Annotated in this window: 24 protein-coding genes; 15 read left to right on the top strand and 9 right to left on the bottom strand. The window is 66.1% G+C overall.

What is annotated here, in order from left to right; translation table 11 throughout:
- The first annotated feature begins 28 nt into the window (after positions 1–28).
- Genes ACM608_RS06955 through ACM608_RS06965 form a run of 3 tightly spaced genes read left to right on the top strand, consistent with a single transcriptional unit; the run spans position 29 to position 3,246 of the window.
- On the top strand, positions 29–1,690 hold the full coding sequence (locus ACM608_RS06955; protein WP_419682518.1) for an FAD-dependent oxidoreductase: 1,662 nt from the start codon (positions 29–31) through the stop codon (positions 1,688–1,690).
- Entirely contained in the window at positions 1,690–2,457 is a 768-nt protein-coding gene (locus ACM608_RS06960; RefSeq protein WP_419682519.1) for an SDR family NAD(P)-dependent oxidoreductase, read from the top strand. Before ACM608_RS06955 ends, ACM608_RS06960 begins: the two co-directional genes overlap by 1 nt.
- Before the next feature lie 24 nt (positions 2,458–2,481).
- Positions 2,482–3,246 (top strand): SDR family NAD(P)-dependent oxidoreductase, encoded by a 765-nt coding sequence (locus ACM608_RS06965; protein WP_419682520.1) that lies wholly within the window; start codon positions 2,482–2,484, stop codon positions 3,244–3,246.
- Positions 3,247–3,265: 19 nt separating this feature from the next.
- Here ACM608_RS06965 and ACM608_RS06970 read toward each other — a convergent pair whose 3' ends face one another.
- On the bottom strand, positions 3,266–4,027 hold the full coding sequence (locus tag ACM608_RS06970) for a ZIP family metal transporter (protein WP_419682521.1): 762 nt from the start codon (positions 4,025–4,027) through the stop codon (positions 3,266–3,268).
- 176 nt (positions 4,028–4,203) lie between these two features.
- Between ACM608_RS06970 and ACM608_RS06975 the strand changes: the two genes are divergently transcribed.
- From ACM608_RS06975 to ACM608_RS06995, 5 genes are all read left to right on the top strand, one after another.
- Positions 4,204–4,695: a flavin reductase family protein gene (locus tag ACM608_RS06975; protein ID WP_419682522.1), complete on the top strand. Its 492-nt coding sequence runs from the start codon at positions 4,204–4,206 to the stop codon at positions 4,693–4,695.
- Between the two features lie 106 nt (positions 4,696–4,801).
- Positions 4,802–5,509, top strand: a complete 708-nt coding sequence (locus tag ACM608_RS06980) for a response regulator transcription factor (RefSeq protein WP_419682523.1) — start codon at positions 4,802–4,804, stop codon at positions 5,507–5,509.
- Between the two features lie 26 nt (positions 5,510–5,535).
- Entirely contained in the window at positions 5,536–7,794 is a 2,259-nt protein-coding gene (locus ACM608_RS06985) for a CHASE2 domain-containing protein (protein WP_419682524.1), read from the top strand.
- Between the two features lie 85 nt (positions 7,795–7,879).
- Positions 7,880–8,353: a PEPxxWA-CTERM sorting domain-containing protein gene (locus tag ACM608_RS06990; RefSeq protein ID WP_419682525.1), complete on the top strand. Its 474-nt coding sequence runs from the start codon at positions 7,880–7,882 to the stop codon at positions 8,351–8,353.
- Between the two features lie 41 nt (positions 8,354–8,394).
- Positions 8,395–8,814: a surface-adhesin E family protein gene (locus ACM608_RS06995; RefSeq protein WP_419682526.1), complete on the top strand. Its 420-nt coding sequence runs from the start codon at positions 8,395–8,397 to the stop codon at positions 8,812–8,814.
- On the opposite strand, the gene ACM608_RS07000 is transcribed toward ACM608_RS06995, so the two are convergent.
- From ACM608_RS07000 to serS, 3 genes are all read right to left on the bottom strand, one after another.
- Complete coding sequence (locus ACM608_RS07000; RefSeq protein WP_419682527.1) at positions 8,808–9,182, bottom strand: response regulator; 375 nt, start codon at positions 9,180–9,182, stop codon at positions 8,808–8,810. The two genes, ACM608_RS06995 and ACM608_RS07000, sit on opposite strands and share 7 nt — an antisense overlap.
- Positions 9,183–9,274: 92 nt before the next feature.
- Entirely contained in the window at positions 9,275–9,886 is a 612-nt protein-coding gene (locus ACM608_RS07005; protein WP_419682528.1) for an energy transducer TonB, read from the bottom strand.
- A gap of 68 nt (positions 9,887–9,954) precedes the next feature.
- Positions 9,955–11,226 carry a serine--tRNA ligase gene (serS, locus tag ACM608_RS07010; protein WP_419682529.1) on the bottom strand — a complete coding sequence of 424 codons (1,272 nt, stop codon included), beginning with the start codon at positions 11,224–11,226 and terminating at the stop codon, positions 9,955–9,957.
- 125 nt (positions 11,227–11,351) lie between these two features.
- Between serS and ACM608_RS07015 the strand changes: the two genes are divergently transcribed.
- The 4 genes from ACM608_RS07015 to ACM608_RS07030 all read left to right on the top strand — a co-directional run bounded on the left by ACM608_RS07015 (position 11,352) and on the right by ACM608_RS07030 (position 13,750).
- On the top strand, positions 11,352–11,792 hold the full coding sequence (locus ACM608_RS07015; RefSeq protein WP_419682530.1) for a host attachment family protein: 441 nt from the start codon (positions 11,352–11,354) through the stop codon (positions 11,790–11,792).
- A gap of 110 nt (positions 11,793–11,902) precedes the next feature.
- Complete coding sequence (locus ACM608_RS07020) at positions 11,903–12,502, top strand: hypothetical protein (protein ID WP_419682531.1); 600 nt, start codon at positions 11,903–11,905, stop codon at positions 12,500–12,502.
- Between the two features lie 174 nt (positions 12,503–12,676).
- Positions 12,677–13,117: an RNA polymerase-binding protein DksA gene (dksA, locus tag ACM608_RS07025; RefSeq protein WP_419682532.1), complete on the top strand. Its 441-nt coding sequence runs from the start codon at positions 12,677–12,679 to the stop codon at positions 13,115–13,117.
- A gap of 237 nt (positions 13,118–13,354) precedes the next feature.
- On the top strand, positions 13,355–13,750 hold the full coding sequence (locus ACM608_RS07030; protein ID WP_419682533.1) for a PilZ domain-containing protein: 396 nt from the start codon (positions 13,355–13,357) through the stop codon (positions 13,748–13,750).
- Between the two features lies 1 nt (position 13,751).
- Here ACM608_RS07030 and ACM608_RS07035 read toward each other — a convergent pair whose 3' ends face one another.
- Positions 13,752–13,910 (bottom strand): YdcH family protein, encoded by a 159-nt coding sequence (locus ACM608_RS07035; RefSeq protein WP_419682534.1) that lies wholly within the window; start codon positions 13,908–13,910, stop codon positions 13,752–13,754.
- A gap of 183 nt (positions 13,911–14,093) precedes the next feature.
- Between ACM608_RS07035 and ACM608_RS07040 the strand changes: the two genes are divergently transcribed.
- The gene (locus ACM608_RS07040) at positions 14,094–14,291 is read left to right on the top strand and encodes a YdcH family protein (protein ID WP_419682535.1); all 198 of its coding nucleotides are present in this window, start codon (positions 14,094–14,096) and stop codon (positions 14,289–14,291) included.
- A gap of 179 nt (positions 14,292–14,470) precedes the next feature.
- Here ACM608_RS07040 and ACM608_RS07045 read toward each other — a convergent pair whose 3' ends face one another.
- Positions 14,471–14,896 (bottom strand): OsmC family protein, encoded by a 426-nt coding sequence (locus ACM608_RS07045; protein WP_419682536.1) that lies wholly within the window; start codon positions 14,894–14,896, stop codon positions 14,471–14,473.
- A 101-nt stretch (positions 14,897–14,997) separates the two neighbouring features.
- On the opposite strand from ACM608_RS07045, the gene ACM608_RS07050 reads away from it, so the two are divergent.
- Complete coding sequence (locus tag ACM608_RS07050; RefSeq protein ID WP_419682537.1) at positions 14,998–15,393, top strand: MAPEG family protein; 396 nt, start codon at positions 14,998–15,000, stop codon at positions 15,391–15,393.
- Positions 15,394–15,481: 88 nt separating this feature from the next.
- On the top strand, positions 15,482–16,111 hold the full coding sequence (locus ACM608_RS07055) for an SIMPL domain-containing protein (RefSeq protein ID WP_419685124.1): 630 nt from the start codon (positions 15,482–15,484) through the stop codon (positions 16,109–16,111).
- Between the two features lies 1 nt (position 16,112).
- On the opposite strand, the gene ACM608_RS07060 is transcribed toward ACM608_RS07055, so the two are convergent.
- From ACM608_RS07060 to dut, 3 genes are all read right to left on the bottom strand, one after another.
- Entirely contained in the window at positions 16,113–16,463 is a 351-nt protein-coding gene (locus ACM608_RS07060) for a peroxiredoxin (protein WP_419685125.1), read from the bottom strand.
- Complete coding sequence (locus ACM608_RS07065) at positions 16,460–17,209, bottom strand: HesA/MoeB/ThiF family protein (protein ID WP_419682538.1); 750 nt, start codon at positions 17,207–17,209, stop codon at positions 16,460–16,462. The genes ACM608_RS07060 and ACM608_RS07065 overlap by 4 nt, the downstream gene beginning before the upstream one ends.
- Before the next feature lie 106 nt (positions 17,210–17,315).
- Positions 17,316–17,756, bottom strand: a complete 441-nt coding sequence (dut, locus tag ACM608_RS07070) for a dUTP diphosphatase (RefSeq protein ID WP_419682539.1) — start codon at positions 17,754–17,756, stop codon at positions 17,316–17,318.

Here is a 17,756-nt window from a genome sequence, read left to right on the forward strand (position 1 = left end):
ATACGGACTGATTCTTGTGGAGAGCGTTATGCAGGCGGATGTGGTGGTTGTCGGATCGGGCGCTGCGGGGATGACGGCGGCGATCGTCGCTGCGCGCTCCGGCCTGAAAGTCGTGCTGCTGGAGGCGACGTCGGTGTTTGGCGGAACGACGGCCTTTTCGGGCGGCGGCGTGTGGATTCCCGCCAATCATCATCAGCCGGAGCTCGGCGTCTCGGACACGAAGGAGGAAGCGCAGGCTTATCTGCAATCCGTCCTCGGCAACTTCTACGACGCGGAAAAGATCGAGACGTATCTCGACAAGGCACCGGAAATGTTGCGCTACATGGAGGCGAATACCGAAGTCCTCCTCGCCGCCAGCACGATTCCTGATTACTCGCCCGGCGCGCCCGGGTGGAAGACGGGACGGTGCCTGCTGACGGCCGACTATGATGGCGGGCGATTGGGTGCGGATTTCGAGCGGCTGCGTCCGCCGATCCCGGAAATGGGCCTGTTCCACAGCATGCAGGTCAGCCCCGCCGATGCCTACCGCCTGCAGCGGTGGAGCAGCGGCGTCGGCGAGGCGCTCTGGGCGCTCCGCCGCGTGGGCCGCTACGCGCTCGACCGCGTCAAGGGATCGCGGGGCAAGCACCTCGCGAACGGCAATGCGCTTGCGGGGCGCTTGCTGAAGTCTGCGCGGGATGCAGGCGTCGAACTGATCAACAACGCCCGCGCCCGCAGCCTGGTGACGGAGGGTGACCGGGTCACCGGTGTCACCTTCGAACGGAACGGCAAGGAGGAGGTCGCCTCCGCAGCGCGCGGCGTGGTGCTCGCGAGCGGCGGCTTCGGCGCGAATGCCGAGATGCGGCGCAAGTATGTCAAGCAGGCCGATGACGGCTGGTCGCTGCAGCCCGAGGGATCGCAGGGCGACGGCGTGAACATGGGCACGGCCGTGGGCGGCACCATCAACGAGACGAATGCGGCGAACGGCATCTGGGTGCCGGCTTCGGCGATGAAGCGCGATGACGGCACGCTCGCCAAGTTCCCCTCGCTCGCCTTCGACCGGCATTGCCCGGGGCAGATCATGGTGGATGCGCGGGACGGCAAGCGCTTTGTCGATGAAAGCTTCCACTACCAGAACTTCGGCGAGACGACGGCGGAGAAGGGCGTCACCAAGATCTGGCAGATCGCCGATAGCGAGGCTGTTTCCAAATACGGCCTCGGCATGGTCAAGCCCGCCCCGTTCAGCCCCAAGCCGTGGGTGAAGAAGGGCTATGTCTTCGAAGCGCCGACGATCGGCGCGCTGGCCGCCAAGATCGGGCTCGATCCGGCAGCGTTGGAAAAGACTGTTGCCGACTTCAACGGCTATGCCGATGCGGGCAAGGATCCGGATTTCGGCCGCGGCGACAATTACTATTCGGCCTTCATGGGGGATGCCACGCACAAGCCGAACCCGGCATTGGGCGCGCTGCGCAAGGCCCCGTTCTACGCGCTCGAAGTGCGGCCGAGCGACCTCAGCACGCTGGCCGGGCTCGACACCAACGCCAAGGCGCAGGTGGTCGGCAAGGACGGCAATCCGATCCCCGGCCTCTATGCGGCGGGGCTCGACAACAACACGATCATGCGCGGGCGTTATCCGGGCGGCGGCTCCAGCCTGGGGCCGGCGATGACCTTCGGCTACATCGCCGCGCGGCATCTGGCGGAGGCGGCGTGATGGCGGGTTTCTTCGATCTTTCGGGCAAGGTGGCGGTGGTCACCGGCGGTGCGTCCGGCATCGGCGCGGCGATCGCCCAGCGCTTGCGCAAGGCGGGCGCGGCCGTCGTCATCGCTGACCTGACCGATGCCGCAGCGCAAGCCGCTGAATGGGACTGCGACTTCCGCCGGACCGATGTCTCGCAGGAGGCGGAGATCGCGGCCTTGCTGGACCATGCGGTCGAGAAACATGGTCGCCTCGACATCCTCGTCAGCAATGCCGCTGTCGCCAATGTGCACGAAATCGCCTCGGCCGATCTCGCGCGGGCCGAGCGCTATTTTCAGGTCAATTCATTGAGCGCGCTTTCCGGCATCCGCGAGGCGGCGAAGCGGATGGAGGCCGGGGGATCGATCATCAACACCGCGTCGCTCTCGGGTATTCGCGGAACACCCGGCTGGGGCGAATACGCTATGTCTAAAGCGGCGGTGGTCGCCGCTACCCAGACGGCGGCGATCGAACTCGGCCCGCGTGGGATTCGGGTCAACGCCGTCTGCCCCGGCGGGGTGCGCACGCCGTTGGCGGTGGCGGTCAATGGCGATGCGCTCGACAAGGCGATGAAGGTGCTGTCGCCGCTCGGGCGCATCGGCGAGCCCGACGAGATCGCCGCAATGGTCCATTTCCTGGCGAGCGACGATGCCAGCTACGTCACCGGCCAGGCCTATCTGGTGGATGGCGGCTGGAGCATCGGGACGACGGTCGCCACGATCGGCCTCGCGCTCGGCCAGTAATCAAACAAGACAAGGGAGAGGATCATGGCGGGTTTCGACAAGCTGTCGATGACGCACAAGGTGGTGCTGATCACCGGCGGCGCAAAGGGCATGGGGGCCGCCCATTCGCGGTTGATCGCCTCGCGGGGAGGGACCGTGATCCTGACCGATGTCGACGCGGGGGGCGAAGAAACGGCGGCGTCGATCCGGGCAGACGGCGGTCAGGCGGAGTTCCTGCGACATGACGTCACGTCCGAGGCGAAGTGGACGTCGATCATCGAGCAGGTGACGGCGAAGCACGGCCGCATCGACGGGCTGGTGAACAATGCCGGCGTGGCGGTCGTGAAATCCGTCGAAGAGACGACCGTCGAGGATTACGAGTTCGTCTTCGGCGTGAACTTCAAGGCGGTGTTCCTCGGCTGTCGCGCGGTACTGCCGGCGATGAAGGCGGCGGGCGGGTCCATCGTCAATGTCGGCTCGGCAAGTGCGATGAAGGCGCTGTTCCCGCAGCTTTCGATGTATTCGGCGAGCAAGTCGGCGGTGCGCATGTTCACCAAGGTCTGCGCCTGGGACTATCGCCAGTATAACATCCGGGTGAACGCGCTTCACCCCGGCCTTGTCGAGACCTCGCTCAACGCGGAGAGCCTCAAGGATCCGGAGACCCGCCGGATGATGATGGGCACCACGATGTTCGATCGCGCCGGCCTGCCGGAGGAAGAGGCCGAGATGGTGGCGTTCCTCTGTTCCGACGCGGCGTCCTATATCACCGGTGCCGACATGCTCGTGGATGGCGGCTGGACCGCCAACTGATCGGTCCTCACGCCACAAATCATACGCCGAGTTTCGACAGGATGAACGCCAGCAAGAACCCTCCCACCGTGATCAGTCCCGAATATTCGTGCGTCTCCTCGGTCGCTTCGGGGATCATGGTGTCCACGAGCATCGCCAGGATCGCGCCGGCTGCGACGGCGGTGGTCCCCGCGATGACGTCGGGACTGGCACCAGCCAGGCAGACGTTGCCGACGAGCGCCGCGATTCCGGAGAGGAGGGCGATGCCGCCCCAGACGCCGAAAACATAGGCAGGGCCGTGTCCCGCCTTCTTCATGCCGGCTGCACTGGAGAGGCCTTCCGGCACGTTCGACAGGAATACGGCCGCAACCGTGACAAGGCTGACGCCGGTGCCCTGGAGCAGGCTGACGCCGATGACCACCGACTCCGGTATGCCGTCGAGCAGCGCGCCGATCGCGATCGCGAGGCCGGAACCGCTATCCGCCGGGGCCTGGCTTTCTGCCGCGTTCGAGCCTGAACGCTTCCTGTGTTTCGCGCCCGCCCGCGAGACGACGACGTTTGCCAGGGTATAGGCGACCGCTCCACCCAGGAACCCGGCGGACGTCGAGTCGAAACCGCCGCGTTGATAAGCTTCGTCCATCAGATCGAAGGCGACAGCCGAGATCAGGACGCCGGAGCCGATCGCCATTATGGCTGCGATCAGGCGCTGGGGAAGCTGGGCGACATAGGCGACGGTCGCGCCCAGCAGGAGCGCCGACCCGCCCACCAAGCCCCAAAAGCCTGCCTCAAGTGCCGTGCCCATCGCCTCGGGAACGGGTCGTGCCCGCAATCGATCCGGTCCGAGCGGCGCGACCATATTTCTAGAACGGTCACAGCAGCCCGTTTCCTCTTGGAAGAAGGCGCAACACCGATCTATCACGCCGGCATCGTAGCTGCGGTCGAGAATGTGCCGCTCGTATGGAAGGTCCCGGCGCAATCATGACATCGGTGAAGGACGTGGCAAGCTTCCGGCAGATCCTCGGGCACTATCCGACGGGCGTATGCGCGATTACCGGCATGCAGAAGGACGGAACGCCGGCGGCGATGATCGTCGGCTCCTTCACCTCGGTCTCACTCGATCCGCCGCTCGTCGCCTTTTTCCCGGACAAGGGTTCATCGAGCTGGCCGAAGATCGAGGCTTGCGACGGGTTCTGCGTGAACGTGCTGGCGGACAGCCAGGAGCCGCTCTGTCGCACGCTCGCCTCCAAGGACCCGAACAAGTTCGACGGCGTGCCGCATCACTATTCCGAGCGTGGCGCGCCGATCATCGACGGTGCGCTCGCCTGGATCGACTGCTCCTTCTACGCCAAGCACGAGGCGGGCGATCACTACATCGTCATCGGCGAGGTGCACTCTCTCGACATTCACCACCCCGGCACGCCGCTCCTCTTCCACAAGGGCGCGTACGGCAAGGTCGCGCCGCTCCTCTGAGCGGGCGGGCTCCAGGCCCATTGGGTGCTGGCGACGTTTCATGTTGCAAAGTCCGACAGGGCGGCAAATGAGTGCGGTCGCCGCCTAGGTCCGGGAGCAGACAGAGATGCGGATTGCGATCCTGGAAGACGAGCCGCCGCTCGCGGCCCAGATGTCTCAGCTGCTGACGGGCGCCGGCCACAACTGTCACGTCTTCCCCACCACGCGCGCCTTCCAGACCTGGCTGCAGCGCGAAACGTTTGATCTTCTGGTCATGGACTGGATGCTGCCGGACGGGACCGGTCTGGAGGCGTTGAAGAAGGCGCGCGCCAATCTGGAGGCCGTTCCGCCGACGATCTTCGTCACCAGCCGGAGCGAGGAGGGGGACATCGTCGCCGCGCTGGAGGCCGGGGCCGACGATTATGTGGTGAAGCCCATCCGCCCGCAGGAGATGCTGGCGAGGGTCGGCGCGCTGCTGCGTCGGAACTATCCCGCCGCCACCGGCGCGGTGGAGACCTTCGACGACTATGTCTTCGATCCCGCTGGAGACATGCTGACGATCGCCGGCGAGCGCGTGGTACTGACGGCAAAGGAGTTCGCGCTCAGCCTGCTCCTCTTCCAGAACATGCACCGGCCGCTTTCGCGGGCTTATCTGCTGGAGAAGGTGTGGGGGAGGAACCCGGACCTGCCCACCCGCACGCTCGACGCGCATATCTCGCGGGTCAGGACGAAGCTCGGTCTGCGCCCGGACCAGGGCTTCCGCCTCTCGCCGGTGTACAGCTTCGGCTACCGCCTGGAGAGGATCGAACCGGCGGCAGGTGCTCAGCCGGAGTGACAAGGGCGAACACCTCCAGACCCTAGATGCGTAACCGGCTGATCCTCGAATGGCTGATGGCCGCGATGATCACCTGCGGGCTCGTGATCTATCTCGTTCAGGCATGGTCGACGTTCCGCATGGACACGTTCGTCTACGACAGGCTCGTCAGCTCTGCGGCATTGCCGCCATCCGACCGGATCGTGATCGTTGCCATCGACGATGACAGCATCAGGCGGATCGGTCGCTGGCCCTGGCCGCGGGAGGTGCATGCCGAACTGATCGACAGGTTGACGAAGGCGGGTGTGAAGCGCGTGGGCTATGACGTGCTGTTCATCGACCCTTCGTCAGGGCGCGGCGACGACGCACTGGCCGGAGCGATGAGGCGGAACGGCGATGTGCATCTGCCGGTCTACTTCCAGGTGCCGGGATCGAACGGGCAGGCCTTCGATCTCATACCCCCGGTGCCGGCCATCGCATCCGCCGCTGCGGCGCTCGATCACGTGAACCTGTCGTTCGATCCGGACGGAGTGGTCCGTGGTGTGTCTCTCCTCGAAGGATCGAAGGCGCGAAATGCGATCGATCTCGCGGAGTCGATCTACCGCAAGGAAGCCGGGCGGTCATCACCGGCATTCGATCGGGCTTCGGGAACGCCGCTTCCTGCCGCTACACTCAGTCGAACCCGGACGGTGATGCTGCCCTTCGCCGGCCCGCCGGGTACGTTCCGAAGCATCTCTTACGCCAGCGTTCTTAGGGGCGAGGTGCCGGCAAGCTTTCTGGCGGGGAAGATCGTTCTGGTCGGCAGTACGGCGGCCGGGTCGGGCGATCTGTATCCGGTCTCGGGCCGGCACGGCGTGATGCCGGGTGTCGAGATCCACGCCAACGCCCTGAATGCACTCTTGGCCGATCGGACGATCACGGCGGCCCCCCTGTGGCTCCGCTACGTGGGCGCGCTTCTTCCGGTTGCGCTGCTGCTCGCCGGCTTTCTCATGCTCTCGCCGCGAAGCAATCTGCTTGCCGGGATCCTCCTCGGTGGCGCCACGATCATGGGTTCGGTGAGCCTGCTCTGGTACGGTGGCATCTGGCTGCCGCCGTCGCCGGCGCTCATCGGCCTCGCATTCCTCTATCCCCTCTGGGCCTGGCGACGACTCGCTGCGGTGAACGGCTACTTCGTGAGCGAACTTGGGCGCCTCGCGGAGGAGCATGATCCGTTGCCGACCACGAGCCCCATGGTTGCATCGGTCGGTGACCCGATCGCGCGACAATCGGCTTTGCTGCACGGCGCGATCGACCGGGTCCGAACCTTGCGCCATTTCTTCGACGACGTCGTCCGCGGCCTTCCCGACGTGACGGTGGTCACCGATGCCGACGGCAAGATCCTGGTCGCGAATGCCGGCGCGGACGTCCTGATGCAGTCACTGTTCGGAGAACGGCCGACGACCGTCGGGGAACTCCTGGTCAGGATCGCGCCGAAAAGCCAGTGGCGCGGCTTGGTGCAGGACGATCAGGAGATCGCGACGGCGCAAGGGGCGGCGTATATCGTCAGGTCGGCGCCGTTTCGCGATGCCGCCGGCACCGTCGCCGGTGCGATCGTCAGCCTGATCGACATCACCGAGATGAAGGTCGCCACGCGGCAGCGCGAGCAGGTCATGGAACTGCTCACCCACGACATGCGATCGCCACAGGCCGCCATCCTCTCTTTGCTCGACCAATCTTCGCCGGCAACCGACGAGCAGACCCTGAAACGGCGTGTCGCGCGCTATGCGCGGCGGACGCTGAAGCTGGCCGACGACTTCGTGATGCTCGCCCGCGCCCAGTCGGCGAGCTACCAGCGCGAGGTTCTCAACCTTTTCGACCTCGTCATCGAGGCCGCGGACGACCTCTGGCCAAATGCCAATCAGCGCACGATGGCCATCGACGTGACCGGCGACGGGGAGGACGTCCTGGTCGCGGGAGACCGCTCGCTCCTTGGGAGGATGCTGACCAATCTGATGGGCAACGCCATCAAATACGGCCATAAGGGTACACGCGTGACCTGCGTCGTCGAGGCCGATGGCGAATGGGCGGTCTGTTCGATCACGGATCAGGGCGAGGGCATCCCGGCGGACCGGCTGTCGAGCTTGTTTCAGCCGTTCAGCCGGTTGCCCCAGCATGTCGGACGCGTCGGCGGCGTGGGCCTCGGCCTCGCCTTCGTGAAGAGTGTCGTGGAACGGCATGGGGGTATGATCACCTGCGACAGTCGCGAAGGTGTCGGCACGACGTTCACGGTAAGACTGCCTCTGACGATCGAAGACGACCCACTGTAAACGAGTGTGACGCGATCAGGGGCTTCGGTTTGTCTTTACCGATCCCCTCGTATGACGGCTTTCGAAGCAGCGCCGGAATACAGATATGATACGCTCTCTCTTGGCATCGAAGACCACCAAACTGGTTGCCGCGTGCGTGTGCCCGGTCGCGGGCACAGGGGCTCTGACGGCCGCCGTGCCGCAGGTGCGTCAGGCCGTCCACAAGGCGACCGGGCCGCGTGCCTATGCCGCGCCGAAGACGCGCGTCAGACCAGCCGGCGCGGCCCCCTGCCAGCAGAGCGCCGGGGATATGCCCACCGTAGGTAATGCGCCCCTGGCCCTGGTGGACCCGGCTCCGGTTGCGGCGGTGCCCGCAGCTGCGACACGGGTCGCCACCGCCGTCCCTCGTAGCAGGAACGGCAATGTTCCGCTCGATCCGGTCGGGAACGTACCTGCGAACATCGGTGCCGTGCCGGAGACCGCCACCTGGGCGCAGCTGATCGTCGGCTTCGGTCTGGCGGGGCATGCCTTGCGCTCAGCCACCAAAAACCGCTCGTCTGGAGAGACCGGACTCGTCTAAGCCTGATCCCCTGCGCTGCCGGCGCTTGGCAGGGGGAACTGATGAGCATCGTCACCATAGGCTGGTTTTCCGGGGCGCTGATCGCGCTGGTCGCTGTCCCGGCAAGTGCCGCGGATTGGCAGCTCGTCGCGGAGGGGGACGACGGCGCGCGCATCTTCATCGACAATGAGAGCGTCGCCAGGATGGGCGATCTCGCCCAAGCGTGGATCCGGACGGACCTGACCGAAGTCGCGAGTTACAAGCAGATCATCAATCAGTTGTGGAAGATCCGCTGCGAGTCGAACACGTTGTCGATCGATCGCGAGACTCGACAGAAGACGGTCAAGGATGCGGCGAGCACCGTGGCGATCGGGCCTGCTGCCCGGCGTTTCGAACTGATCGATCCGGACTCAGCGGGGGCGATCGTGAAGACAACGGTTTGTCGACCGCCTGCGTCCGTTCCGCCCCAGGTAGATCAGTAAGCGGCCGCTTCGTTCAGGAGCGAGGCGATCGCGGTGACCAGCTGGGCGGACGCAAACGGCTTCTGGAGCATGATGCTGCGCGGGACGCCATGCGCGGTCCATGCGCTCGCGCTGTCGCCCGACATGTAGATGACAGGCAAATCGGGGCGAAGCGCGCGGGCGCGTCGCGCGATGTCCCAGCCGGTGATCTCGTCGGGCAGGCGAATATCGGTGAGGAGCGCCGAGATGCTGTCGATCGAGTCCTCAAGCGCGCGGATCGCGCTCTCGCCATCGCCGAGCCAAGCCACGCTGAAGCCGCCATCCTCCAGCGACGCCTGCATCACGCTGGCGAGCATCACTTCGTCTTCTACTAGCAAAATCATGGTCATAAGTGGCGGTTTCGCGAGATCGTTACACTACCGCTAGGTATGTAAAGTGCGACGCGCAAATCCTTACTGCGGATCGTTGCACTTGTTTACAATCATTTGACCAGCGACCATTCCTCCGTCTCTCGGATAAGCTGCGAGACGGGTTCGCCGCTTGCGCTGCGAGCCGGGGCGAAGCGGAAGCGCTTGGTGATGACGCGGCATGTCATGGTATCGATATTCGAATGACCACTGGACCGCGTGACGGTGCAGTCGGATACGTCACCGTCCGCGCCGACGAGAAAGGCGACGTCGAGGCTCACGTCGCCGAGATCCCGCGCAGAACGCGGAAAGTCGCCGTTGCGGAAGTCGCCGGCGATCTGGCGGGCAGGCTCGGCGATGCCGCCTCCGCCGCCAGATCCGGCGCCGCCGCTGCCGGTTCCGCTTCCTGCGCCTGACAGCGCGGAGCCGTCGGCGGCAATCGGCACCGTATGAACCACCGTCGGAGAGGGGAGGGCGACCACCGGTACGATCCTTTCGATCGGTGCGGCGGCAGCCCGGGGCGCGGGATCCTTCCGGGGTTCAGGGAGCGGCGGCGGGGGTGGCAGGTCCGTCTGGAGCTGGAAGAGCTTGAGCGCGGGAGCCGGAGCAACCGGAACCGAAGGGATGCCGAGCTCGAGGAGAAGTGCGAGCGCGATGAGCGCCTGAACGGCCAGCGCACCGATCACGGCAATCGGATGAGGACGATCCTGCGTCACCCTTCGACAACGACTTTCGCGCGCCGAGGCTCCCCATCTTACGGCACCAGCCTGTCGAGACCGCCCGTGTAAGGCCGCAGCGCGTCGGGCACGATCACCGATCCGTCCGCCTGCTGATAGTTCTCCAGCACGGCGACGAGCGTGCGCCCGACGGCCAGCGCGGAGCCGTTGAGGGTGTGGACGAAGCGCGTGCCCTTCTCCCCCTCGGCACGGAAGCGCGCGGCCATGCGGCGCGCCTGGAAGTCGCCGCAGTTCGAGCAGCTCGAAATCTCGCGATAGCGGTCCTGACCCGGCAGCCAGACCTCCAGATCGTAGGTCTTGCGCGCCGCGAAGCCCATGTCTCCGGTGCACAGCAGCATGCGGCGGTAAGGCAGGCCGAGCGCCTCCAGGATCGACTCCGCCTGTGCCGTCATCTGCTCCAGTTGCTCGTCCGAGCGGTCGGGGTGCGTGATGGCGACCATCTCTACCTTGTCGAACTGGTGCTGGCGGATCAGGCCGCGTGTGTCGCGCCCCGCAGCACCCGCCTCCGACCGGAAGCAGGGGGTAAGCGCGGTGAAGCGCAGCGGGAGCACCGCCTCGTCAAGGATCGACTCGCGGACGAGGTTGGTCACGCTGACCTCGGCTGTCGGGATCAGCCAGCGATCGTCGGTGGTATGGAATAGGTCCTCGGCGAACTTCGGCAGCTGGCCGGTGCCGTAGAGCGCCTCAGCCTTGACGAGCAGCGGCGGGGCGATCTCGGTAAACCCCGCGTCGATGTTGCGATCGAGCATGAACGCGCCGAGCGCGCGGTTGAGGCGCGCCATCTGCCCGCGCATCACCACGAAGCGTGCGCCCGCGATCGCCGCCCCGGCGGTGAAGTCGAGGCCCAAAGCGGGGGCGAAGTCGGCATGTTCCCGCGCCGGGAAGTCGAAGCTGCGCGGCTCGCCCCAGCTTTTCACGACGACGTTGCCGTCCTCGTCGGCGCCTTCGGGAACGGCGGGGTCGGGAAGGTTGGGGATGGCGGCGAGACGCGCGTCGAGTTCGGTCGCGAGGGTCGCCGTCTGCCCTTCCAGCGCCGGTATGTCGGTCTTCAGCGCGGCAACCTCGGCCATCAGCGCGGCCGCGGTGGCCTCGTCCTTCTGCGCCTTGGCCTGGCCGATCGCCTTGGACGCCTCGTTGCGGCGGGCGAGCTTCACCTGCAGGCTGGTCTGCGCCTCCCGGCTGGCGGCATCGAGCGCGAGGAGATCGGCCGACATCGGTGCCAGGCCGCGAAGGGCGAGACCCCGGTCGAAGGCTTGCGGATCGGTCCGGATGAGGCGGATGTCGTGCATGGCGGCGCTATGGCTGGGCAGGGGCGGGGAGGCAAGCGAGCCGGCGCCCGCGCCGCCAGGAACTGCCTTTCGCGGAAACCTCGCGCCCAAAATGCGTTGACCTGCCAAATCCAAAGGAGAGCGTCATGCAGGTTCCGCACAACAGCCTCGTCCTCGTCGCCGACGGGAAGAAGATGCTGTTCTTCCGCAACCAGGGCGACAGTGAGTACCCGAACCTGCAGGTGGAAAGCGCGGAGGAGCACCAGGACCTGCGCAGCCGCGAACAGCGCACCGATGCAGCCGGGCAGGCGTCCTCGCCGCAGGGACAGTCGCGCAGCGCGATCGAGCAGACCGACTTTCAGCAGCTGGAGGAAGATCGCTTCGCGGCACATGCGGCCGAGCTGTTGAAGAAGCGCGCCCTGGCGAACGACTTCGAGAACCTGATCATCGTCGCGCCGCCGAAGACCCTGGGTGAGTTGCGCAAGCATTACCACCTCGAGGTGGAACAGCGTTTGAACGGCGAGTTGGCGAAGGACCTGACCAGCCATCCGGTCGACCAGATCGAGAAGCTCATCATCGCCGCGTGACGGTCCATTCGTCCCGGACACGTCACGATCCGACCAAAGATACGGAACATTCCGCCCTATCCTGCGTGGATGACGCCGTGATTATCCGTACACAGCCACAGGAGAGCCTGATGAAGTTCGATCGCAAGTTCCTGATGATTGGCGCGGCCCTGGCGCTTCCGGCGGCACCGGCCTTTGCGCAGACCCCCATGCCGGCGCCAACCGCGGCCCCCACCCAGTCGGCTCCTGCCGCCAACCCTGCGCCTACCGCCGCGGCCGGTCAGCCCCAGCTTGCCGCTGGCGGCAAGGTTTATGACACCAAGGGTGGCGAAGTCGGCACGATCGAGAGTGTCGACGCGTCCGGCGCCGTCGTTTCGACCGGCACCAACAAGGTGAAGCTTCCGACGAATTCCTTCGCGGCCGGCAAGACCGGACCGATGATCGCGATGACCAAGGCCGAGCTGGACGCCGCCGCAGGTGCCGCCGCCAAGCCGCTGGCGCTGAACGTCGGCGCGACGATCTACGGCCCGCAGAATGCAGAGGTCGGCAAGATCGAGGCGGTCGAGGGTGACCTCGTCACCGTGGCCACCGCAAAGACCAAGGCCAAGCTGCCTAAATCCGCCTTCGCGATGGGCGATAACGGCCCGGTCATCGGCATGACCGCAGCGCAGCTTGACGCGGCCGCCGGTGCGGCATCGGCGAGCACGTCGACGCCGGCGAACCCGAGCTAAAACCGACCTGATTCCCAGGCGCCTTTCCTTCCCGACCGGAGGAAAGGCGCTTTCTTATCCACAAGTTGCCATGGGCTGACCCAAATCAGCCCGCTTGTGCGCCCACCACGCCATCGCTATAGCGCCCGCGGGGCGACCGCGCGGAAGTCCGCGCGAAGAGCGGGAGAGTGCGCGATGGCGACCACGGTAGCGTTCAAATCCGACCTGTCCGGCGGCGAGGTGTATCGCCCGTCCGCCGACGAAGACTTCATGAACGAGCGCCAGCAGCGCTATTTTCGGGCCAAGCTGCTCGCTTGGAAGGAGTCGATCCTCCTGGAGGCTCAGGGCACGTTGAGCCAGCTTCAGAACGACTCGCTTCTCCAGCCGGATCTTACGGATCGTGCGTCGAGCGAGACCGACTGGTCCATCGAACTGCGCACCCGCGACCGCCAGCGCAAGCTCATCTCCAAGATCGACGCCGCGCTTCGCCGGATCGAGGAGGGCGAATACGGCTATTGCGAGGTGACGGGCGAGCCGATCTCCCTGGCACGCCTCGAAGCGCGTCCGATCGCGACGATGACCGTCGAGGCGCAGGAGCGTCACGAGCGGAACGAGAAGGTCTCCCGCGAGGAATAGATCCGGTCCGCTTTCGGGCGGAAAGTCTCAAAGGTCTTCCCTCAACGCGTGGGCGGGCGCGCCTGTGCGCACGCGAGGGTCGATTCTAAACTATCCAAAGAGCCAGAAGCGGCTCTTTCAAAACTTTTCCTACATTGGAAGTGTTTTCAGCGGACGATGGTCGTCAGACGCTTAACCGATTGCTGACATTTGGCGTGGATAACATCCCGATCCGTCGTGCTGGGCCGGGCGTGGAAGATGAGCGAACTCGTAAACGACAACGATGATGACGATGCCTTCGCGGTGCTGCGAAAGCGAGGCGCGCGGGATTCGATGTTCCTGATGGCGACGCTGCGGCGAGACGCGAACGGCGAGACGCTCTCGGTCCGCGTGCGCAACATCTCGAATGGCGGGGTGCTGGTCGAGTGCCCGAACCCGTTCGCGCGCGAGGAGCGCGTGGCGCTGGAGTTGCGCGGCATCGGCTGGGTCGGCGGCAAGGTCGCCTGGTCCGCGCCGGGCAAGTTCGGCGTCGCCTTCGACATCGACATCGACCCGAAGCTGACCCGCAAGCCACTGGCGACCGGCGGGCCGCGCGCGGCCCCGATGGGCCCGACCGTGGTGAACATCCGGCGGCCGGGCCTGCGGTTCGACTAAGTCACTGAAGGCCGGCGATTTCCTGCTTCAGCTGGAGCTTTTCCTTCTTGAGACGTGCGACCACAGTGCTGTCCGGGAAGGGCCGGCGCGCCTCGTCAGACAGGCGGGCGTCCAGGCCGGCATGCTTGTTCCTGAGGGCAGTCAGGTGGGACGTCTCCATAGTCAGTCTCCTTCTCTCTGGGTTGACGGTGTGAACAGACAGGATCGGCATGCGGCGGCCAAGCAGATGGCGACCGGCAGAGGGTCGACCGCGACGGACGGCGCGCGCTTTTTCGCGCTGAGCGCTTGAGCGTTTCGCACGCGCGACGTAACGATCCGCACAGGCCACGGGGAATAAGGGCGAATGGATCCTGACGAGATCGGACCGCGACTCGAACTGCTGCGTCAGGAGCACCGCGATCTGGACGCCGCGATCGAGGCGCTGCGCGAGCGGGCGGTGGCGGACCAACTCCAGCTTCAGCGGCTGAAGAAGCGCAAGCTGCAGCTGAAAGACGAGATCGCGGTGCTGGAAGACGCGATGATCCCGGACATCATCGCCTGAGGTTGCGCAGGTTGCAGGCCGGGGACACGGGCCTGGGGGTCCGTCGGCTCGAACGTCCATGTGCGCACAAGGCAACATCGTCGGCCGCTCTCCTTTAGGAGGGGGCGGTGACGCTAACACGCGCCGACCGAGTCGCAAAGTGGGACAGGTCAATTTCTCGGCCTGCCCCGTTGCGCGATTCAGCTGAGGGTATGCGTGAGGGTGATCTCGGCGTTCAGCAGCTTGGAGATCGGGCAGTTCGCCTTGGCGCCAGCCGCGATCTCGGCAAACGTGTCGGCATCGATACCGGGCACCGAGGCGGTGAGGGTGAGATCGGAGCGGGTGACCGTGAAGCCCTCGCCGTCCTTTTCGAGCGTCACCTTGGCGGTGGTTTCGAGCGTGCCGTCCGAATAGCCAGCGCCCGCGAGCGCGAAGGACAAGGCCATGGTGAAGCAGCTGGAATGCGCGGCGGCGACGAGTTCCTCGGGATTGGTGCCCTTCTCATCGCCAAAGCGCGTGCCGAAGCCGTAGGGTGTGTCGTCGAGCACACCGGAGGGGCTGGAGATATGGCCCTTTCCGTCCTTGCCGAGGCCGTCGTAGCGGGCGGTGGCGGTGCGCGTGGTCATGGGTCTGTCTCCTTGTTGTCGGCACGGCCATGTGGTGCCGGGCGCGAGCGATGCTAGAGTGGCTTTCGTGACACAGGTAGGACAGAGGGGGAGGACAGAACATGCAGACCGAATTCATCCTGCTGGGCGCGACGATCGTGCTGGCGCTGGTCAACATCTTCTGGGCGGCGAACGCGCGGACGAAGCAATATGGCGTCACCTGGAACATGGGGCCGCGCGATGCTGAGATGCCGGCACTGAACCCGCTGCCGGCGCGGCTGCTGCGTGCGCAGGCCAACCTGTTCGAGACGTTCCCGCTGTTCGCCGCCGCCTTGTTGGGCGCGTTCGCGGCGGGGCATTTCGGGTGGAAGACGCTGGTCGGCGCGCATCTCTATTTCTGGGCGCGGCTGATCTACCTGCCGCTCTACGCCGCCGGCGTGCCGAAGGTACGGACCCTCGCGTTCATGGTGGCGACAGCGGGACTGGTGCTCATCACCTGGGCGCTGATCTTCGGCTGATACGGAGAAGAGAGTGGAGAGGAACGGCACCGGGCGGATCATCGCCGCCGCGATCCTGGCGATCGGGTTGGTGATCGGCGGCTATCTGATGGGCAACGGCCTCGTCCGTATGAAGCAGGCGGAACGCTCGGTGACGATGCGCGGACTGGCCGAGCGGGACGTCACGGCCGACCTCGCCACCTGGAACCTCGCTTACTCGGCGACCGGCGGCGATCTTGCCAGTCTGCAGGCGCAGATCGATAGGAACACGGCCGCGATCCTCGCCATGCTGAAGGCCAACGGCTTTGCGGCGGGCCAGGTGTCGGTGGCGAGCGTGGGGGTGAACCAATACCGTGACAACAATGGCGGGCTGAACATCACCATCCGCCAGAAGCTGCAGCTGCGCACGCCCAAGGTGATGCAGGCGCGCAAGGCCTTCGCCGAGCAGGCGGCTTTGGTGCGTCAGGGCGTCGCGCTGGAGGACGGATCGGGCATCACCTACAGCTTCACCAAGCTCAACACGATCAAGCCGGCGATGATCGCGGCGGCGACGCGCGACGCGCGGGCGGCGGCGGAGCAGTTTGCCAAGGATTCGGGGGCGCGTGTCGGGGCGATCAAGTCCGCGACACAGGGTTACTTCTCGATCGGCGCGCGCGACGGGGAGAATGCGGGCTCCGGCTCCGACTCGCCGTTCCAGAAGGTGCGGGTGGTGACGACGATCGACTTCTATTTGTCCTGACCTAGAGGGCGAGGAGCCGGTCCTCGCCGAGGTCGCCGAGGAAGCTGACGAGGCCGCCGGCTTCGATGTGGTCGGGGAGGATCACGCCGGACAGCGCCAGGCCGGTCTGGCAGGCGAGGAGCGTCACCCCGAGATCGAGCGCGTCGGCGAGAAGCTGTGCGAGCGTCGGCAGCCCGGCCGCTTCGTAGCGCGCGTCGTCCGGCGAGGCGGGTGCTGCCGCTAACGCCACCGCATCGGCATGGAGATAGACCCGCGTCCGGCCGCCCAGTGCCGCATTCGCCGCCGCGATCGAGAGGGCGGCGTGGAAACGGGCGGGGTCCGCAGTTGCGACGATGATCGCGAGGCCCGTCATGCCGCGCACCGGCAGGCGGAATCCTTCGGCAGGGTGATGGTGCGAAAGCGGAAGGCGAGGGCGTCGATGAGGAGGAGCTTGCCGGCCACATCGTCGCCGAAGGGCACGATGGCGCGGATCGCCTCCAGCGCGGCGAGGCTGCCGAGCACGCCAGTCAGCGCGCCCATCACACCCTGATCGGCGCAGCTGACATCGGGCCGGTCGGGATCGTCGCCGACCAGGCAGCGGTAGCAGGGCGACCGCTTCTCCCAGCCGCGATAGACGGCAAGCTGGCCGTCGAACTGACCCACAGCTGCCGAGACGAGCGGGATGCGCAGCGCGGTCGCGGCGTCCGATACCGCGAGGCGAGTGGCGAAGTTGTCGCAGCCGTCGACGATCACGTCCGCGCCGCTGAGGATTTCCTGCGCGTTGGCGGCAGTCAGCCGGCTGTCGATCGGATGGAAGCTGACATCGGGGTTGAGGCGCTGCACCGCGTTCGCCGCCACGACGACCTTGCGGGTGTCCACGTCTCGGGTGGTGAACAGCGTCTGCCGCTGCAGGTTCGACAGCGAGACATGGTCATCGTCTATCACCCGGAGCGTGCCGATCCCGGCCGCCGCGAGATATTGGATGACGGGCGAGCCGATGCCGCCCGCGCCGATGACCGCGACGGTGGCGCTGAGCAGAGTCTGCTGTCCCGCGCCGCCAATCTCCTTCAGGATGATGTGGCGGGCATAGCGTTCGAGCTGGGTGTCGGTGAGGGTCACGCGCTCTTCACCCGCGTAGCTCCCTCAAGGCCGTTCGCCCTGAGCCTGTCAAAGGGCCAGCGCTGGCGCTTCGACAGGCTCAGTGCGAACGGGGCTGAGGAGAAGCTCACCGGCCGGTCGAGCCGAAGCCACCTTCGCCGCGCAAGGTCTCGCTCAACTCCGCCACCTCGGCGAAGCTCGCCGCCGTGACAGCAGCCGGGACAAGCTGTGCGATGCGTTCGCCGCGCACCACCTCGAAGGGTTCGGAGCCGAGGTTTGCGAGGATGACCTTCACCTCGCCACGATAATCCGCGTCGATGGTGCCGGGCGTGTTGAGGCAGGTAATGCCGTGTTTCAGCGCGAGGCCGGAGCGCGGGCGGACCTGCACCTCGTAACCCTCCGGGATGGCGATGGCGAAGCCGGTGGCGACCGCATGACGCGCGCCGGGGGCAAGGGTCACGTCCTCGGCCGCGACGATATCCATGCCGGCGGCGTGCGCGGTCGCGTAGGCGGGGAGGGGAAGGCCTTCGCCATGGGGGAGGCGCTTGAGCTGGATCGTGATGGTCAT

It is taken from the genome of Sphingomonas sp. ID0503 (genome assembly GCF_048565625.1).
In the GTDB taxonomy this organism is placed as follows: Bacteria; Pseudomonadota; Alphaproteobacteria; order Sphingomonadales; family Sphingomonadaceae; genus JBLZUR01.

Coding starts and splice junctions, on each gene's coding strand:
- ACM608_RS06955 (WP_419682518.1), top strand. CDS start 29: ATGCAGGCGGATGTGGTGGTTGTCGGATCGGGCGCTGCGGGGATGACG.
- ACM608_RS06960 (WP_419682519.1), top strand. CDS start 1,690: ATGGCGGGTTTCTTCGATCTTTCGGGCAAGGTGGCGGTGGTCACCGGC.
- ACM608_RS06965 (WP_419682520.1), top strand. CDS start 2,482: ATGGCGGGTTTCGACAAGCTGTCGATGACGCACAAGGTGGTGCTGATC.
- ACM608_RS06970 (WP_419682521.1), bottom strand. CDS start 4,027: ATGGGCACGGCACTTGAGGCAGGCTTTTGGGGCTTGGTGGGCGGGTCG.
- ACM608_RS06975 (WP_419682522.1), top strand. CDS start 4,204: ATGACATCGGTGAAGGACGTGGCAAGCTTCCGGCAGATCCTCGGGCAC.
- ACM608_RS06980 (WP_419682523.1), top strand. CDS start 4,802: ATGCGGATTGCGATCCTGGAAGACGAGCCGCCGCTCGCGGCCCAGATG.
- ACM608_RS06985 (WP_419682524.1), top strand. CDS start 5,536: ATGCGTAACCGGCTGATCCTCGAATGGCTGATGGCCGCGATGATCACC.
- ACM608_RS06990 (WP_419682525.1), top strand. CDS start 7,880: ATGATACGCTCTCTCTTGGCATCGAAGACCACCAAACTGGTTGCCGCG.
- ACM608_RS06995 (WP_419682526.1), top strand. CDS start 8,395: ATGAGCATCGTCACCATAGGCTGGTTTTCCGGGGCGCTGATCGCGCTG.
- ACM608_RS07000 (WP_419682527.1), bottom strand. CDS start 9,182: ATGACCATGATTTTGCTAGTAGAAGACGAAGTGATGCTCGCCAGCGTG.
- serS (WP_419682529.1), bottom strand. CDS start 11,226: ATGCACGACATCCGCCTCATCCGGACCGATCCGCAAGCCTTCGACCGG.
- ACM608_RS07015 (WP_419682530.1), top strand. CDS start 11,352: ATGCAGGTTCCGCACAACAGCCTCGTCCTCGTCGCCGACGGGAAGAAG.
- ACM608_RS07020 (WP_419682531.1), top strand. CDS start 11,903: ATGAAGTTCGATCGCAAGTTCCTGATGATTGGCGCGGCCCTGGCGCTT.
- dksA (WP_419682532.1), top strand. CDS start 12,677: ATGGCGACCACGGTAGCGTTCAAATCCGACCTGTCCGGCGGCGAGGTG.
- ACM608_RS07030 (WP_419682533.1), top strand. CDS start 13,355: ATGAGCGAACTCGTAAACGACAACGATGATGACGATGCCTTCGCGGTG.
- ACM608_RS07035 (WP_419682534.1), bottom strand. CDS start 13,910: ATGGAGACGTCCCACCTGACTGCCCTCAGGAACAAGCATGCCGGCCTG.
- ACM608_RS07040 (WP_419682535.1), top strand. CDS start 14,094: ATGGATCCTGACGAGATCGGACCGCGACTCGAACTGCTGCGTCAGGAG.
- ACM608_RS07045 (WP_419682536.1), bottom strand. CDS start 14,896: ATGACCACGCGCACCGCCACCGCCCGCTACGACGGCCTCGGCAAGGAC.
- ACM608_RS07050 (WP_419682537.1), top strand. CDS start 14,998: ATGCAGACCGAATTCATCCTGCTGGGCGCGACGATCGTGCTGGCGCTG.
- ACM608_RS07055 (WP_419685124.1), top strand. CDS start 15,482: ATGGGCAACGGCCTCGTCCGTATGAAGCAGGCGGAACGCTCGGTGACG.
- ACM608_RS07060 (WP_419685125.1), bottom strand. CDS start 16,463: ATGACGGGCCTCGCGATCATCGTCGCAACTGCGGACCCCGCCCGTTTC.
- dut (WP_419682539.1), bottom strand. CDS start 17,756: ATGACCATCACGATCCAGCTCAAGCGCCTCCCCCATGGCGAAGGCCTT.